General features: G+C 59.1%; 16 protein-coding genes. 7 read left to right on the forward strand and 9 right to left on the reverse strand.

The genetic code is table 11. The annotated features are described in order from the left end of the window. Window positions 1-5: 5 nt before the first annotated feature. Window positions 6-482 (forward strand): VOC family protein, encoded by a 477-nt coding sequence (locus FHX15_RS16975; protein ID WP_184399049.1) that lies wholly within the window; start codon window positions 6-8, stop codon window positions 480-482. Window positions 483-553: 71 nt separating this feature from the next. Further along, complete coding sequence (locus FHX15_RS16980; RefSeq protein ID WP_184399051.1) at window positions 554-1,483, forward strand: rhodanese-related sulfurtransferase; 930 nt, start codon at window positions 554-556, stop codon at window positions 1,481-1,483. A gap of 9 nt (window positions 1,484-1,492) precedes the next feature. On the opposite strand, the gene FHX15_RS16985 is transcribed toward FHX15_RS16980, so the two are convergent. Next, on the reverse strand, window positions 1,493-3,685 hold the full coding sequence (locus FHX15_RS16985; RefSeq protein WP_184399053.1) for an EAL domain-containing protein: 2,193 nt from the start codon (window positions 3,683-3,685) through the stop codon (window positions 1,493-1,495). A 192-nt stretch (window positions 3,686-3,877) separates the two neighbouring features. Between FHX15_RS16985 and FHX15_RS16990 the strand changes: the two genes are divergently transcribed. Both FHX15_RS16990 and FHX15_RS16995 read left to right on the forward strand, forming a co-directional pair. After that, entirely contained in the window at window positions 3,878-4,348 is a 471-nt protein-coding gene (locus FHX15_RS16990) for a MarR family winged helix-turn-helix transcriptional regulator (protein WP_184399055.1), read from the forward strand. Further along, on the forward strand, window positions 4,345-4,809 hold the full coding sequence (locus tag FHX15_RS16995; RefSeq protein ID WP_184399057.1) for a hypothetical protein: 465 nt from the start codon (window positions 4,345-4,347) through the stop codon (window positions 4,807-4,809). The genes FHX15_RS16990 and FHX15_RS16995 overlap by 4 nt, the downstream gene beginning before the upstream one ends. Window positions 4,810-4,849: 40 nt before the next feature. Here the strand turns inward: FHX15_RS16995 and FHX15_RS17000 are convergent, their stop codons facing one another. Then, complete coding sequence (locus tag FHX15_RS17000) at window positions 4,850-6,223, reverse strand: GH1 family beta-glucosidase (protein WP_184399059.1); 1,374 nt, start codon at window positions 6,221-6,223, stop codon at window positions 4,850-4,852. A gap of 241 nt (window positions 6,224-6,464) precedes the next feature. Here FHX15_RS17000 and FHX15_RS17005 point away from each other — a divergent pair, with 241 nt between their 5' ends. Continuing rightward, entirely contained in the window at window positions 6,465-6,872 is a 408-nt protein-coding gene (locus FHX15_RS17005) for a DoxX family protein (RefSeq protein ID WP_184399062.1), read from the forward strand. Window positions 6,873-6,953: 81 nt separating this feature from the next. Here the strand turns inward: FHX15_RS17005 and FHX15_RS17010 are convergent, their stop codons facing one another. From FHX15_RS17010 to FHX15_RS17030, 5 genes are all read right to left on the reverse strand, one after another. Next, window positions 6,954-8,141, reverse strand: a complete 1,188-nt coding sequence (locus FHX15_RS17010; protein ID WP_184399064.1) for a Gfo/Idh/MocA family protein — start codon at window positions 8,139-8,141, stop codon at window positions 6,954-6,956. 28 nt (window positions 8,142-8,169) lie between these two features. Further along, on the reverse strand, window positions 8,170-9,225 hold the full coding sequence (locus tag FHX15_RS17015) for a sugar phosphate isomerase/epimerase (protein WP_184399066.1): 1,056 nt from the start codon (window positions 9,223-9,225) through the stop codon (window positions 8,170-8,172). Between the two features lie 249 nt (window positions 9,226-9,474). Next, window positions 9,475-10,422, reverse strand: coding sequence for a substrate-binding domain-containing protein (locus tag FHX15_RS17020; RefSeq protein WP_184399068.1), 948 nt, complete (start codon window positions 10,420-10,422; stop codon window positions 9,475-9,477). Window positions 10,423-10,507: 85 nt separating this feature from the next. Further along, entirely contained in the window at window positions 10,508-11,512 is a 1,005-nt protein-coding gene (locus tag FHX15_RS17025; RefSeq protein ID WP_184399071.1) for an ABC transporter permease, read from the reverse strand. 84 nt (window positions 11,513-11,596) lie between these two features. After that, on the reverse strand, window positions 11,597-13,123 hold the full coding sequence (locus FHX15_RS17030) for a sugar ABC transporter ATP-binding protein (protein WP_184399073.1): 1,527 nt from the start codon (window positions 13,121-13,123) through the stop codon (window positions 11,597-11,599). A 164-nt stretch (window positions 13,124-13,287) separates the two neighbouring features. Between FHX15_RS17030 and FHX15_RS17035 the strand changes: the two genes are divergently transcribed. Further along, window positions 13,288-14,319, forward strand: coding sequence for a LacI family DNA-binding transcriptional regulator (locus FHX15_RS17035; protein ID WP_184399076.1), 1,032 nt, complete (start codon window positions 13,288-13,290; stop codon window positions 14,317-14,319). Window positions 14,320-14,410: 91 nt separating this feature from the next. Then, window positions 14,411-14,800 (forward strand): ester cyclase, encoded by a 390-nt coding sequence (locus tag FHX15_RS17040; RefSeq protein ID WP_184399078.1) that lies wholly within the window; start codon window positions 14,411-14,413, stop codon window positions 14,798-14,800. A gap of 22 nt (window positions 14,801-14,822) precedes the next feature. Here FHX15_RS17040 and FHX15_RS17045 read toward each other — a convergent pair whose 3' ends face one another. Both FHX15_RS17045 and xylA read right to left on the reverse strand, forming a co-directional pair. Beyond that, window positions 14,823-15,443 carry a class I SAM-dependent methyltransferase gene (locus FHX15_RS17045; protein ID WP_184399081.1) on the reverse strand — a complete coding sequence of 207 codons (621 nt, stop codon included), beginning with the start codon at window positions 15,441-15,443 and terminating at the stop codon, window positions 14,823-14,825. A 148-nt stretch (window positions 15,444-15,591) separates the two neighbouring features. Then, window positions 15,592-16,902, reverse strand: a complete 1,311-nt coding sequence (gene xylA / locus FHX15_RS17050) for a xylose isomerase (protein ID WP_184399083.1) — start codon at window positions 16,900-16,902, stop codon at window positions 15,592-15,594. Between the last annotated feature and the right edge of the window lie 136 nt (window positions 16,903-17,038).

Genomic DNA, 17,038 nt, shown 5'->3' on the forward strand with positions numbered 1-17,038 from the left:
AAAATATGTCTGCAGACCATGCAACGACGCCCCAGATCCAGGGCATTTACGAAACCCACCTCACCGTCGCCGATCTAAGAATATCCATCCCGTTCTATCGCGACATTCTGGGCCTCGAATTTGCCGCGGAGTTTCCCGAGCGCCGCATCGCCTTCTTTTGGGTGGACGGCAAGAAGAACGCCATGCTGGGCCTCTGGGAAACCGGCACCGGCCCTTTGAAAATGCGCCTGCATATGGCCTTCCGTTTGTCCCAGGAGGAGATGATGCGGGCTCCGGCGTTGCTGATCGACAAGGGTCTGAAGCCGCATGGCTTTCATGGCGAGCCGATCACCGAACCCATCGTGATCGGCTGGGTGCCGGCGCTCTCGCTCTATTTCCACGATCCCGACGGGCATTCTATCGAATTCCTGAGCGTGCTCGACGACGAGCCGAATGCGACTTTCGGCATGCGGTCCTATACGGAATGGAAGACCCTACGATAGGTCGTGATCGCAAGGGACGGACTTGCGTAATATCATTGCGCAAGTCCGGCATATTCTGTATTTCCACGCGCATGACCGACAATGCGATCCAGACAAGCCCGTTCCTCGTGGCAGCACTTTACCATTTCGTCTCGCTGCCGCGTTACGAAAGCCTTCAACAGCCCCTGCAAACGCTCTGTGAAGAGAATGGCATAAAGGGCACGATTTTGCTTGCTCATGAAGGCATCAACGGCACCATCGCAGGTCCGGATGCCGGCATCCGAACCGTGCTTGCCTTCCTGCGCGCCCAGCCGGAATTCGCCGCGCTTGAGCATAAGGAAAGCCACGCTTCAAAAATGCCTTTCCTGCGGATGAAGGTGAAGCTTAAAAAGGAAATCGTCACCATGGGCGTCGAGAACGTCGACCCCAACAAGGTAGTCGGAACCTATGTCGATCCTGCTGACTGGAATAGGCTGATCTCCGATCCCGATACGATCGTCATCGACACGCGCAACGACTACGAGACGGCCATCGGCATCTTCCGCGGCGCGGTGGATCCGAAGACCAAGACGTTCCGTGAGTTCCCGGACTGGGTGCGCAACAATCCCGGCCTGCACAACAAGCCCAAGATCGCCATGTACTGCACCGGCGGCATCCGCTGCGAGAAGGCGACGGCTTTCATGAAGGAACAGGGTTTTGAGGAGGTCTATCACCTCAAGGGCGGCATTCTGAAATATCTGGAGGAAGTGCCACAGGAAGAAAGCCTCTGGGATGGCGCCTGCTTCGTCTTCGACGAGCGCGTTTCCGTCGAGCACGGTCTGAAGGAGGGTGAGCATAAGCTGTGCCATGCCTGCCGCAATCCGATCACGGCAGAAGAAGTCACCTCGCCCCATTACGAGGAAGGCGTTTCCTGCAGCAATTGCTACCACACGCGCAGTGAGGAAGACCGCCTGCGCTATCGCCAGCGCCAGCATCAGATCGCGCTCGCCAAGAAGCGCGGCCAGAAGCATATGGGTACATAAAGCGCCGATTCACCCGGCTATCCGGCGCAGGACCCGTGCTTCGCGCCGCTCCCGCAACAGGTCGTTGATCTGATCGGCCACCATCGGCTTTCCGAAGAAATAGCCTTGCAGGCAGTCACAACCGAAGAGGCGCAGCGCGACCGCCTGCTCTTCCGTCTCGATTCCCTCCGCCGTGACGGGAATGTCGAGCGCACGCGCGAGTGCCACGGTCGCCTGCAGCATTTCGCGCTGCCTGCTGTCGGTGGTGATATCTGTCACCAGCGAACGATCGATCTTGATGCGGTCGAAGCCGAACTGACGCAGATAGCCGATCGATGAGAAACCCGAGCCGAAGTCATCGAGCGCTACCTTCACGCCAAGCGACTTCAGCCGCTCGATCGACTGGCGTGTACGCTGCGGATTCTGGATCATATAGCCTTCGGTGATTTCGAGCGTGACGCGACTAGCCTCGATCTCCGTCTGCTTCAGGACATAGCGAACGTAATCGGTGAAGGCCGGATTGCGGAACTGGCCCGGTGAAACGTTGACTGAGATCTTCAGCTCCGGCCACTGCTTTGCAGTTTCGCAGGCCTTGCGCAACACGAAAAGACCGAGGGATTCGATGAGTCCGCTGGTCTCGGCGATCGGAATGAAAATCTCGGGCGAAACCGGACCGTGGCCCGGCCGGTTCCAGCGCACAAGCGCCTCCACGCCATTCATCTCATGCGTCGTGGCATCGACGAGCGGCTGATAGGCTAGCGTGAGATCGCCGCTTTCGATGGCGATACGCAGATCAAGCTCCAGCGCGTTGCGTTGTGCGCGATCTGTATCCATTACCGGATCGTAGAGCGTCATACGGGCGCGGCCGGCTTCCTTCGCCTTATACATGGCCAAATCGGCGCGACGCACCAACTCCTCTCGACCGATCGAACCAAGCGACGACATCGCGATGCCGATGCTGGCGCCGACCACGACGATACGACGGCCGACTTCGAGCGGCTCGGCAAGGAAATCGAGAATCTGCTCCGCAAGTTGCAGGGCCGCCGCATTCTCGGCATCCGAAAGGAAAGCGATCGCGAATTCATCACCGCCGATGCGCGCGAGCACGGCATCACGAGGGATCAACACGTCCAGCCCCGCCGCAACAGCGCGGATCAACTGGTCGCCGGTGCCGTGGCCGTAGCTGTCGTTGACTTCCTTGAAACCGTCGAGATCGAGATAGAGCAGCAGGACGTTCCGCTTCGCCTGCCGCGCTTCCGCAACGAAGGCGTCGACCGCCAGTCCCAGGCCGTCGCGGTTGGAAAGGCCGCTCAGCCGATCGCGAAGCGCTTCTTCACGCGCGCTGTTTTCCTCCGCTTTCAGGCGTCGTCCCGCCAGCCAGCCGATGATGAGGAGGACGACGAAGAACAAGCCGACAAGACCAAGCGCCTCGATGACCATCGGTCGGACCTGCGCATAGCCGATATCGCCGGGCGAACGCGAAACCCAGACAAGCTTGCCAAGAACCGCGCGAGCGGGATCTGCGATTTCCACCGAATAGGCCGAGGCAAAATTCGCAGGCACCAGCCGCAACCCGTTCAACACGTAGGTGGTGCCGAGAGCGGTTATCTTTTCCTCGTCGAGATGTCGGGCGAAAATCAGATACCGATGCTGACCGGCAGGCTTATCAAGCTCACCTGACTTCTCTCGCACAAGCGCGATACCGACGGCGGCAATGCCTCTCGCGGTCTTGATGAAACCGGTAGCTTCCGGCTTTTCGCCGGCATCAGGCCCCCGAACCTTGTCCAGAAGCCGCCAAAGCGAGGGGGAGAAGAAATCAGTGACCGGCATCTGCATGGGCAAGCCGTCCTGATAGGACATAACGGTTTTCTTCTGGTCGTCAATAACGATGGCCATGTCGAAGAGAGGGCTGTTGAGGGACATCTCACCGTAGTTGCTGATCGTCCACGCCATGCCCCCAGGATCGTAGACATTCGCTGCCGCGTCATCCCAGGCGGCGTAGTCGTCAAGCGTGGCGGCAAGCTGATCTTCGAAGGTCTTGAGTGCGCCGACTGTGGTTTCGCGCGAGCGCTCATCGTCCAGCACATTGGCATTTTCGGAAACGCGCTCTAACGCCGTCAACACCATGATCGTGACGATGGCGACAATGATTGCGAAGGAAAAAAGCACGCCAGTCACCGTGGTATGGCGACCCAAACCTGATCCGTTGCTTCTAGACCTCATGACTGCGGCAATTCATACAACTCCCCGTTCGAGAAACCTTCGCAGTCAACGGTCAAGAAACGCTTAAAATCATGAGAACAATCGGGAATCTGGCTCCGGATTTATGCTCAACTTGCCTGCCTTCGACATGTTGACAACTAGTTTACATTTCGGTAACTAGTTTCCATAATTCAAAATGAGGAAGAGCAAATCGTGAAGCGAACGATTGAGGCGGACCTGCTGACGGATATCATGTTGATGGTCTTTCGCATCAACGGGCGACTATTGGATGGTGGCGACAGACTAGGCGCGCCGCTGAACCTCACCAGCGCCCGCTGGCAGGTACTGGGCGCGATCTCGCTGTCTTCCGCAAGCGTCACCGTCCCAGCAATCGCCGAAATGATGGGCATGACGCGGCAAGGGGCGCAGAAACAGGTGAATAAGCTGGAAGAAGACGGCTTCATCGAGAAGCGGACGAACCCGCGCCATCAGCGCTCGCCCTTTTATGTGCTGACACCGCAGGGCGCAGAGAGCTATGCGCGGATAACCGATCTTCATACAGGCTGGGCAAACAGGCTAGCCAATGGGCTGGACGCGCCTGATCTCCGGGCCGCGCTTGCTCTCCTGAACAGTTTCGACCAACGGCTGGCGCTGGACGCCACGGAAAGCGAGGAGCGGACATGAAAACGATCATTCATGCCAGTGCAGGCACTGTGGCCATGATCCTGATTGCGAATTTCCTCACCGCAACGCTGATCTCCGAACTTCTTCTGGATGAGACCGCCATCCTTACAGTCAAGGAGGCAATCCTTATCGGCCTCTGTCTGTTGATTCCAGCGATGGCAATCACCGGCGGCAGCGGCTTGTCGCTCGCCCGCAGCCGCCATTCACCGGCTATCGACAGGAAGCGCAGGCGGATGAAGATCATAGCCGCCAACGGGCTGCTCATTTTGCTGCCCTTGGCGATCCTGCTTTATATGCGCGCCGCGGCAGGTCTGTTCGATGGTCTTTTCTACGCAATGCAGGCGCTGGAAGTGCTGGCAGGATCAGTCCAGCTTGCACTGCTTTGCCGGAACTTCCGCGACGGGCGGAAGATGACGAAAGGCAAACGGCTCGCTATGGCAAAGACGCTGCGCACGGTTTGAAACGGCGGAGCACCTATGCCCCGCCGGAAATCTGCCGATCTCAGACGGCCTTATGGTTGCCCTTCGGGAACTGGCTCGCCAATTCGCGATACCACTTGCCGCTCTTCTTGACCGTGCGGACCTGCGTTTCGTAATCCACATGAACGAGCCCGAAGCGCATGCGATAGCCCTCGGCCCATTCGAAATTGTCCATCAGGCTCCAGGCGAAATAGCCGCGCATCGGATAACCGTCCTTGATCAGGTCGGCGACGACATCGAGATGATCGCTGACATAGTCAAGGCGCATCACGTCATCGACCTCGCCATTGACGACGCCGGTATTGTCGCAGGCGCCATTCTCCGTGATGTAGCATTCCGGCAGGTCGTAGCGACGGTAGAGGTCTTCGACGAGTAGCTTCAAGCCCGGCGAATAGACCTCCCAGCCGATATCGGTCTTCACATCGCTTGCCGGAGGCGCTTCCATAGTCCACGGGAAGTCGCCCTTGCGGCTTGCGTCGTCAGCGACGCGTTCCGGCTTGTAATAGTTGAGGCCCCACCAGTCGAGTTTCTGGTTGATGATCTTGAGATCGCCATCCTCGATGATGGGCATGCGATCGCCGAGCGCTTCGACGAACTCCTTGGGATACTCGCCCTTGAAGACCGGATCAAAGAAAGCGCCGTTGTGGAACTGATGTGCGCGTTCGCCGGCGGCGAGATCGGCAGCACTATCGGAGCCCGGAATGATCGAGGAGGCATTGAGCACCAGACCAACAGGCACATTCGGCGCCTCCGAACGGATAGCTTCGACGCCGAGACCATGCGCCAGGTTCATGTAGTGCATGGCGTGAAGAGCCGCCTGCATGTTTCGCTCGCCCGGCGCATGAATGCCGTAGAGATGGCTGAGCCAGACGATGCACCAGGGTTCGTTGAAAGTGGCAACGCTGTCGAGACGATCACCGAGACGGCTCATGACCGTCTTCGCGTAACGCTGATAGGCATAGGCAGTCGACCGCGCCGTCCAGCCGCCGTCCCCAGCGAGCAATAGCGGCAGATCCCAATGATAGAGTGTGGCAAAAGTCTTGATGCCGCGCGCCTTGCAGCCATCGACAAGGCGGTCGTAAAAATCGAGGCCCTTCTCATTCACCGGGCCTGTGCCATCGGGGATGATGCGCGGCCAGGCGATCGAGAAGCGATAGGCGTCAACGCCCATCTCCTTGATGAGATCCAGATCCTGCTCCAGCCGGTTATAGTGGTCGCAGGCGACATCGCCGTTGTCGCGATTATGGACGCGACCGGGCATGTTGCAGAAGGCATCCCAGATGGACGGCTTGCGGCCATCGGCCCGGCTGGCGCCTTCGATCTGGAAGGCGGCGGTGGCCACACCGAAGGTGAAATCGCCGGGGAAGCGGTCGGCAAGCATTTTCGGATCGATCATCTGTAAATCCCATCTCTCAGGTTATGGACTGACCGTTTGCGTGCGGTTTAGCCAAGCCTGATGGCAAAGTACAGGCCGGCAGACGAAAAACTGCAACGTTACAGTAAGAAACGATGGAGCGCGGCAAGCCTGCCACAGCTCTTGTTACCGGATCTCATAACGCCAATGTCAGCAGTCGTGATTTGCTGTCACGGACGCAGTCCTTACACCGGGAAAGGCATCACAATATGAAAGGAAACGAATGCTCTCGTCGATCCATCTGCTGCAGCCGCATCTCCTGAGCCTGCTGCGCATCGTCTCGTCCCTCGTGCTTTTCAGCTACGGAACGCAAAAGATCCTGCATTTCCCGGCCGCGGCGAGCGTGCCGCCCGTCGGATCGCTTTCCTGGGTTGCCGGCCTTCTCGAACTCACCCTCGGGTTCCTGGTGCTCATCGGTTTCCAAACCCCCATAGCGGCCTTCGTGCTTTCCGGCCTAATGGCCTTTGCCTATTTCATCGGCCATGCGTCGAAGAGCTTCTTTCCGGCGCAGAATGGCGGTGTTGCCGCAATCCTGTTCTGCTTCGTCTTCCTCTATCTGGTCGCCGCCGGTGCCGGCTCCTTCAGCGTCGATAACCTGGTGAAGCGCGGCCGTACTGAAATTGCGGCCTGATTTCCACAAAGCGCAAACGCCGGAGCGATATCGAACCGCCCCGGCGTTTTTTGACCATACGAGCCTGATCGGCGCGTAAACTTAGACCTTGACCCAGGCGCCGTTGCGCTTGGATGAAGCCACGCAGGCTTCGACGAAGGCGACACCCTTCACACCGTCGTCGACGGTCGGGTAGACCACAGCCTTGTCGACCGCCTCTCCCTTCTTGTGAGCGTTGATAGCGTGTGCGGCTTCTGTATAGATCGTCGCAAAGGCTTCGAGATAACCTTCCGGATGGCCCGAGGGGATGCGAGAAACGCGGGCGGCGGCAGCGCCGGAGCCGGCGCCGTTGCGGGTAATCAGCCGCTTGGGTTCGCCGAACGGCGTGTACCAGAGATAGTTCGGATCGGCCTGAACCCATTCGATACCACCCTTGGTACCGTAAACGCGCACCTTGAGACCATTCTCATGACCCGGAGCCACCTGGCTGCACCAGAGCATGCCCTTCGCAGGTTTTTCCGAACCCTTGGCCTTGAAGCGCAGCATCACATGAGCGTTGTCGTCGAGACGGCGGCCCGGCACGAAGCTGTCGAGATCGGCGGCAAGGCTGTCGAGTTCGAGGCCCGTGATGAACGAAGCCAGGTTATAGGCATGCGTGCCGATATCGCCGGTCGAACCGCCGACACCCGACTGCGCCGGGTCGGTGCGCCATGCGGCCTGCTTCTGGCCGGACTGTTCGATCGCCTCGGTCAGCCAGTCCTGCGGATATTCGGCCTGGACGATACGGATATCGCCGAGCTCGCCATTGGCGATCATCTCGCGCGCCTGACGAACCATCGGATAGCCGGTGTAGTTGTGCGTCAGGATGAACAGCGCGCCGCTTTCGTCGGCAACCTTCTTCAGCTTCTTGGCGTCGGCAAGATTCGAGGTCAATGGCTTGTCGCAAATGACATGAATGCCGCGGCGCAGGAACTCCTTGGCGGCGTCATAATGCACGTGGTTCGGCGTCACGATGGAAACAGCTTCGATGCCGTTCTTCAGCTTCGCCTCGCGGATCGCCATTTCCCGATAGCTGGAATAGGTGCGCGACGGATCGAGACCGAGATCGCGGCCGGACTGGACAGCCTTTTCGGGCGTCGACGACAGCGCGCCGGCAATTAGATCGTACTGGTCGTCGATGCGCGCAGCGATACGATGGACGGCGCCGATAAAGGCCCCTGCCCCGCCGCCCACCATGCCAAGCCGGATGCGCGGCTCGCGGGCCTGTTCGGATGATGCTTCGATTGCCATAATATTCTCCTCGAATCTCGAAACCGGCTTATGCCAGACCCAGCATGCGCCGATTGGCAGCCTGATCAGTGCCGCCGGCTGCGAAGTCGTCGAAGGCCTTCTCAGTGACGCGGATGATGTGCGCGGCAACGAATTCAGCGCCTTCGCGGGCACCGTCTTCCGGATGCTTCAGCGCGCATTCCCATTCGACCACGGCCCACCCATCGAAATTGTTGGCGGTCATCTTGGAGAAGACGGCGCCAAAATCGACCTGGCCGTCTCCCAGCGAACGGAAGCGGCCGGCACGTTCGACCCAACCTTGATAGCCGCCGTAAACGCCCTGGCGTCCGGTCGGGTTGAACTCGGCATCCTTGACGTGGAACATCTTGATCCGGTCTTTGTAGACGTCGATATTGTCGAGGTAATCGAGGCACTGCAGAACGTAGTGCGAGGGATCGTAGAGCATATTGGCGCGCGGATGATTGCCGACGCGCTCAAGGAACATCTCGTAGGTGATGCCGTCGTGCAGGTCTTCACCCGGATGGATTTCGTAGCAGACGTCGATGCCATTTTCGTCGGCATGGTCGAGGATCGGCTTCCAGCGGCGGGCGAGCTCGTCAAAAGCGGTTTCGACGAGACCGGCCGGGCGCTGCGGCCACGGATAGATGAAGGGCCAGGCAAGCGCGCCCGAGAAGGTCGCATGCGCCTTGAGGCCGAGATGCTTGGAAGCAGTCAGCGCATACTTGACCTGCTGCACGGCCCATTCCTGACGCGCCTTCGGATTACCGCGCACTTCCGGCGCTGCAAAGCCATCGAAGGCTTCGTCATAGGCCGGATGGACGGCAACGAGCTGGCCCTGCAAATGGGTGGAAAGTTCGGTGACTTCGACGCCGTTTTCACGCGCCTTGCCTGCGAACTCATCGCAGTAATCCTTGGAGGTCGCGGCCTTCTTGAGGTCGATGAGCTGGCTTGCCCAGGTCGGCACCTGCACGCCCTTGTAGCCGATATCGGCCGCCCATTTGGTGATCGCGTCCCAGGAATTGAAAGGAGCGGTATCGCCAGCGAACTGTCCGAGGAACAGGCCCGGTCCCTTGATCGTCTTCATGTCAGTTTCCTCCCTGAATATCGATCGTAAACGTTTTCGATAAATCTTAGCGCGCCGTCCGGTAAAGAAAAGGCGCCTCCCCGCCAATGCGATGGATTTAGCGGGTGAGCCGAAAATCAACGCGGTCTGGACCTAATCACGCCCGCCGCACATCGGCAAGAGGTACGTGCCGCATTTTGGTCTCAACTTCTCTCAAGCCATGAAAAATGCGCCCGTCCTTTCGAACGGGCGCATGCGTGAAAGCAGCTATCAGAACGGAGAATCCGGGAAGTAGAAGTTTTTGGCGTTGTCCTTGGTCACGAGCGTCGCGTCGAGGATGTAGTTGCCGTGAACCGGAACCTGATCGTAGAGCGCAGCAGCCGTCAGTTCCATGGCCGTGCCCACCATTGCTGGCGGATAGAGAACATCGACCGGGATGAGCTTGTCGCCATCCATGACCTTCTTGACCATGTCCTTCGAGCCGGCACCGGCAACGACATACTGGATGTCAGTGCGCTTGGCCTGCTCGATGGCCTGCAGAACGCCGACGGCCATGTCATCGTCCTGGCACCAAACGACGTCGATCTTCGGATACTTCGTCAGATAGTCCTGCATGACCTTGAAAGCGTCGTCGCGGTTCCAGTTGCCATACTGGCGATCGAGAACCTTGACCTTGGAGCCGGCAATACCCTTGTCGAAACCGTCCTGGCGCTGCTGATCGATCGGGATCGGCAAGCCGCGGATGACGACGACCTGAGCTTCCGGCGTCTTTTCGGCAATGTACTTGCCGGCGACTTCGCCGAGCGCCGGGTTGTTGCCAGCGACATAGAGGTCACGCACGGAATTGTCGTTGTTCGACGGCGCACGGTCGACGAGGGCTACGAACTTGCCCTTGCCCTTGACTTCCTTGATTGCGTTGACGAGCGGATCCGGATCCGACGGCAGGATGACAAGCGCGTCAATGCCCTGCGTATCGAGATCCTGTACCGCGTTTGCCTGCGTCGCAGCGTCCGGCGAGGTCTTGACGATGACGTTCAAACCCGGATGTTCGGCCATCAGCTTCTTGGCAATACGCTCGGCGTGAAACACGACGCCCGACGTCCAGCCATGGTCGGCGGCCGGAATGGACACACCGATCGTATAGTTCTTGCCCTGGGCGTAGGCTGCGCCGGCAAAAGCCACCCCCGCAACCGCCAGACTCAACATGAGCTTGCGCATGCTATTTCCTCCCAAAATATCAGGGACTTATTCAGCTCGGGCCGGGTGCCCTGGATAGCCCGACCAATCCGAGAAACAGGTTTGCCTACGATTTGCGGACCAGCGACCGTTGCACCAGCATGGCGATGATGATGATCGCACCCTGGATCGCGCCGATCAGGTATTCGCTGATGAAGTTCGAAAGCAGCATGATGTTGCCGACGAGTTCGAGAATGAAGGCGCCACAGATCGTGCCCCATACTCGACCCGCCCCGCCCTTCAGCGCCGTGCCGCCGACGACTACGGCGGTAATGGCCTGCAGCTCCCACAGGATGCCCGTCGTTGCCGAAGTCGAGCCGAGGCGCGGCACGTAGAGCAGCACGGCGATCGCCACGCAGAGGCCCTGGATGACGAAAGCAATGGTGCGCACCCGATTGACGGGAATGCCGGAATAGCGAGCGACATCGCTGTTCGAGCCGACAGCCACGACATGGCGCCCGTAGCGCGTGCGATAGAGGACGAAGGCCGCGATGGCGGTCACAAGGAGAATGACGGCGATCGGCACTGGAATGCCGAGGATATTGCCGAAATAGGCCGGACGGTAGAGCGTCTGAATATCTGCAGAGCGCAGCGTGATCGCGCCACCCTGCGACAGCCATGTGGTCAGGCCGCGATAAATGCCCATCGTACCGAGAGTGGCAATGAAGGGTTCGATCTTGCCGACTGTGGTGATGAGGCCGTTTGCGAGACCACAGAGCGCACCGGCAACCACGGCGAAGGCGACAGCTGCCGTCAGCATCAGCGTCGGATCGGCGATGATGCCGGAATTGATGAGCAGGATCATCAGGCTCGCAACGAAGGCCACCATGGAGCCCACGGAGAGGTCGAGGTCACCTGCCGAGATCACGAAGGTCGCACCGACGGCGATAATCGCAATGAAGGCGCAGCGCGTCGCGACATTCGTAAGATTGGTAATGCCGATGAAATTCGGATTGACCAGCGCGCCGACGATGAGGAGCAAGGCCAGTGCGGCAAAGGGGGCAACCGCGCGTAGATCGATGTCACGCCACGATCTGCGCCGGATCTCCCTGGTCTCCTCGTTAACACTCATGTCCAAAACCAACCTCCCGTCCCATGACTGCTGGGCATCTTGTTTGTCTCGCGCGCGGTCCGCTCGCGTAGCGCCTCGCCGACATCAGGCAGCCGCTTGACGCTTCAGCCCCGCGGCGTAACGCATGATTTCCTGTTCGGAAATTTCATCCCCTTCGAGGATGCCGACGATCCGGCCTTCGCGCATCACGGCAACCCGCGTGCAAAGCCCAATGACTTCAGGCATTTCCGAGGACACGACGATAATCGACCGCCCGTCGCGGGCGAGCGCCGAAATGAAATGATAGATCTGCTGCTTGGTGCCGACATCGATGCCGCGCGTCGGCTCATCGATGATGATGATCTGCGGCTCGGTCTCCATGACCTTGGCGAGAAGAAGCTTCTGCTGGTTGCCACCCGACATGCGGCCGGCAATGATATTGCCGTCGCGTACGCGGATGTCGAAGCGCCGCTTGGCCTTGGCAAGCGCCGCCGCTTCGCTGTTCGGGCTCAGATAACCATGGCTGACATGGCGTTCGAGCGATTGCAGCGTCAAGTTGGCGATCATGCCCGAACCAAGCAGCAGCCCTTTGGACTTGCGGTCCTTGGTCATATAGGCAAGGCCGGCGCGATTGGCGGCACGCGCATCACCCGAAGACACGCTTTCGCCGTGGATGACGACCTCGCCGGAAAGGCGCGAACGTAGGCCGGCGATCGCCTCCATCAGCTCGGTACGACCCGAACCGATAAGTCCGGAAAATCCGATCACCTCGCCCTTACGCACTTCGAAGCTCGCATCCTGCACGTAGCCGGTCGAAACCGAACTGACGCGAAGCACAACTTCCTCGTCGACATTGGGCTCGACCTTGGCCGGATAGAGGCTCGAAAGCTCACGGCCGACCATGAGCTGCGCAATGGATTCACCATCCAGCATGGAGGTCGGAGCCGTCTTCACCCACTGGCCATCGCGAAGGACTGTGACCCTGTCGGTGAGCTCCATGACCTCGTCAAGCTTGTGGGAAACGAAGACAAAACTGGTGCCCTGATCGCGCAGCTTACGTACCTGCTTGAAGAGCATATTGATTTCCTCGCGCGACAAAACGGCGGTCGGCTCGTCCATGAAGACGACGCGGGCATCGCGGCTGATGGCCTTGGCAATCTCGACCATTTGCTTATCGGCGATCGACAGCGAACTGATCATCGCATTCTCGTCGACATGCGAACCAAGCACATCCAACACGCGACGCGTCTCCGAGCGCATGTATTTGCGGTCGAGCACCCCGAAATGCGTGACCTCGCGACCGAGGAACAGGCTCTCGGTGACCGTCAGATGTTCGGCCAGATTGAATTCCTGATGAATGATGACAATGCCGAGCGCTTCGGCTGCGCCGTTCGGAGGCAACACCACGGGCTCGCCGTCGAGCAGGATCTCGCCGGAGGTAGGCTGTTCGAAGCCGGAGAGAATCTTGACGAGAGTGGATTTTCCGGCGCCATTTTCGCCCATCAGTGCATGGATTTCACCGGCGCGGAGATCGAAATTGACGCTGAAGAGAACCTGCACGCCGCTGAAAGACTTGCAAATGCGCCTGGCGGACAACACCACCGGTGCAGTCTCTGCAGTATCCACAGTCATGATTTCCTCCTGCGGCTCCCATCCGCTTATGTCGGTATATGTAAACCTTTACATCAGGCATGTAAAGGTTTACATCGTGGATTTACACAGATCTGTTGTGCGGTGACTTTGACCTCCCGACAAGTCTGTGTAGTGTGCGGCGAAGACAGCCCAAGGCAGACCCCGTGTCGAATTCCACGCCCGCTACAATCGAAGACGTCGCCCGGATCGCCGAGGTTTCCATCGCGACGGTATCGCGGGCGATCCACATGCCCGAAAAGGTGGCCAATTCCACGCGCCTGAAGGTCAATCAGGCCATCGCTATCACCGGCTATACGACGAACGCCATGGCGCGCAGCCTGCGGCTCGGTCGTTCCAACATGATCCTGGTCGTGGCGCCCGACATTGGCGATCCCAACTTTTCCAATATCCTCATCGGCCTGGAAAACGAGGCGCGGGCCCATGGCTACGGCGTGCTGATCGGCCACACGCAAAATGATGCGCAACGCGGCCTGGAATATCTGAAATTCTTCAATTCCAACCAAGCTGCAGGCCTGATCCTCTTTACCGGCATCCTGCCCTTCGGCCATCAGATGGTGACGGCGCAGCTGCCGCCGAGCGTCGGCGTCTTTGAACCCGTCTTCAATGGTGGCATCCCCTATGTCGGAGTCGACGATATTGAAGGCGCGAGGAAAGCCGTCGACCTGCTTCTGGCGGAAGGTCACCGCAAGATCGCCTTCATCGGCGACTCCCGCACCCGCCTCGCCTACAGCCGCCGCCGGCAGGGCTATGACGCCGGCCTGGACGCCGCCGGCGTACCGAGAGACACGCGTATTGTACTGGAAGGCGATGGTACGATCGAGAGCGGCCGCCATGCGGTAGAGCAGCTCTTCATGCGTGATACGCTGCCCACCGCCTTCATGTGCGTCAACGACCAGACGGCGATCGGCGTCATGATCGGCCTGAACGCCCGCGGCTACAATATCCCGCAGGATTTTTCGGTCACCGGCTTCGATGACGTGCCGCAAGCCGTTTTCATGAGCCCCTCGTTGACGACCATTCGCCAGCCGCGCACGGCAATCGGCAAACAGGCCATGGCGCTGCTCCTCGAACTTCTCTCCGACGGCCGTCCGGCCGAAACGGAAATCTTGCTGCGGCCGGATCTCGTTGTGCGTAATTCGGTTTCTGCTCCGCCGCGCAACTGGCAGAAGCGGTAGCTTCGAGACTCGACCAAACATCCGCCATTGCCTGATCTCCAAGCCGTTCTAATTTGCCGACGGACTCCTTTACGAAGACAAGGCAACCTTGATGATACGGGATGAGCTGGCTGACAGATACCGAGGTTACATCGCTTGCCTGAACAAACAGGACTGGACAAACTTGGAAAATTTCGTCCACGAAGACGTTCGCTACAATGGCAAGCGCATCGGTCTCTCCGGCTATCGGGAAATGCTGGAAGGCGACTTTCGCGCCATTCCCGATCTCTACTTCGACATACAGCTGTTGATCTGCGAGCCGCCACGTGTGGCGAGCCGTTTGCAGTTCGACTGCATACCGAAGGGCGAACTTTTCGGTCTTCCTGTCAACGGCAGGAGAGTGCAGTTCGCCGAAAACGTCTTCTACGAGTTTCTGAATGGTAAGATCGAGGGCGTCTGGTCGGTCATAGACAGGGCAGCCATCGAAGCCCAGCTTTTTTGAAACGGGAGAGCTTCCTCTCCGATTACGCGATCCGCTTGAACGTACTGAACTGAAACCTCTGCACACTCTCCCACGGTGTCGAATGATCGTGGCGACGGCTGTCGATCAGCTTGAAACCTGCCCCGAGGAGATCTGTCAGACTGTCAGAACTGTAACGCGCGACAGGCAGGCCACTGCACTTCTCAGGCCCGTCGAGGGCGAAAGTCCCTATGATGAGATGTCCGCCGATTTTCAAACCGCGTTTCAGCCGCTCGATATAGGCTGCTTGCTGACCCCTATCGGTCACGAAATGAAAGGCTGCCCGATCGTGCCAGATGTCATAAACCTGCGGCGGCTCCCAAAGGGTGGCGTCAGCGGCAATCCACGTTACCTCGTCACCTTTGGCGCCCAGACGCTTTCGCGCCATATCGAGTGCGGCCTCCGAGAGATCGAGCACCGTCACGCCGTCGAACCCTTCGGCAAGAAGATTGTCGATCAGCCGTGAGGCTCCACCACCGACATCGATGATCGCGTCCGATCGCTTTGCTTGCGCGAGATGGATCAGTTCGAGGGACGGAGCCGGGCTCTCCTGAAACCAGCTGACATCCACTTCGTCCTTGGTCGAATAGACATTTTCCCAATGCAGTTTGCGATCGTCTGCCATGAGTGCTCCACGCGGTTTCATCGCGATCACCAATGGCATGCCAGATTTCTGTCTGCCCGACCAGCGCAACGAGCCATCTCCGGCTTCGCAAACAAGAAAAGCCGGGAAGCTTTCGCTCCCCGACTCTTCAAAAAAGTCAAACCGCCAATCAAACGTAGCGGTTGACGATGTTTTCCAACAGCTCCTGCTTGCCGGACTTCGGCTGCGGGTTGACGTCCTTGCTCTCGACCCACTGTGTGATCTCTTCCAGCGAGTATTCGCCGCGGAAGAGCTTCTGGCCTTCGGCAGAATTCCAGCCGGCATAGCGGTCTGCGAGCGGCTGCGACAGAGCCTTGTCTTCGAGCATCTTGGCAGCGGCCTTCAGGCCGCGCGCGCAGCAATCCATCCCGCCGATATGGCCTATCAGCAAGTCTGCCGGATCGAGCGACTGACGGCGCAGCTTCGAATCGAAGTTGGTACCACCCGTCTTGAAGCCGCCGCCCGCCAGAACGTAGTAATAGGCCAGAGCCATCTCCGGAACGTTGTTCGGGAACTGGTCGGTATCCCAACCGGACTGGTAGTCGTTGCGGTTCATGTCGATCGAGCCGAAGATGCCGAGCGCATTGGCGAGCGCCAGTTCATGCTCGAAGGAATGGCCGGCGAGGATCGCGTGGCCCTGCTCGATATTGAGCTTCACTTCGTTTTCGAGGCCGTGCTTCTTGAGGAAGCCATAGACGGTCGCGACGTCGTAGTCGTACTGGTGCTTGGTCGGCTCCTGCGGCTTCGGCTCGATGAGGATCGTGCCCTTGTAGCCGATCTTGTGCTTGTACTCGACGACGAGGTTGAGGAAGCGGCCGAGCTGGTCGAGTTCGCGGCCGATATCGGTGTTGAGCAGGGTTTCATAACCTTCGCGGCCACCCCACAGAACGTAGTTTTCGCCGCCGAGCTTCTGCGTGGCGTCGATGCAGGTCTTGACCGTCGCAGCGGCGAAAGCAAAGACATCCGGATCCGGATTGGTTGCAGCTCCCGACATGTAGCGACGGTTCGAGAAGAGGTTCGCCGTGCCCCAGAGCAGCTTGGTGCCGGTGGCGGCCTGCTTTTCGGCGAAGTAGTCGACGATCTCGTTCAGGTTCTTGGTGTTTTCGGCAAAGTTCTTGCCTTCCGGACGAACGTCGGCGTCGTGGAAGCAGTAGTAGGGCGCGCCGAGCAGCGAGAAGAACTCGAAAGCGACGTCAGCCTTGAGCTTCGCGGCCTTCATCGTGTCTTCGAACCACGGGCGCAGGAAGGTCTGACCGCCGAAGGGGTCGCCGCCCGGCCAGGTGAACGTGTGCCAATAGGCAACCGCGAAACGCAGATGGTCTTCCATGCGCTTGCCGAGAACGATTTCGTCCGGCTGGTAGTAGCGGAAGGCCAGCGGATTGGTGCTGTCTGGGCCTTCGTACTTCACTTTCTGGATGTCGCCGAAAAATCCGGTGCTCATTTGGGTTCTCCTTGGGTTTGTCGTTCAGTCTTATCGTCAGTGCCGTGCGGCCCCGCATCCTGCCCTTCGGCCCACCTTCTCCCCGAGGGGAGAAGGGGTAATGCATCGCCATGAGTCTCTTCTCCCCAGCGTGGAG

This window comes from Rhizobium sp. BK650, assembly GCF_014195325.1.
In the GTDB taxonomy this organism is placed as follows: domain Bacteria; phylum Pseudomonadota; class Alphaproteobacteria; order Rhizobiales; family Rhizobiaceae; genus Rhizobium.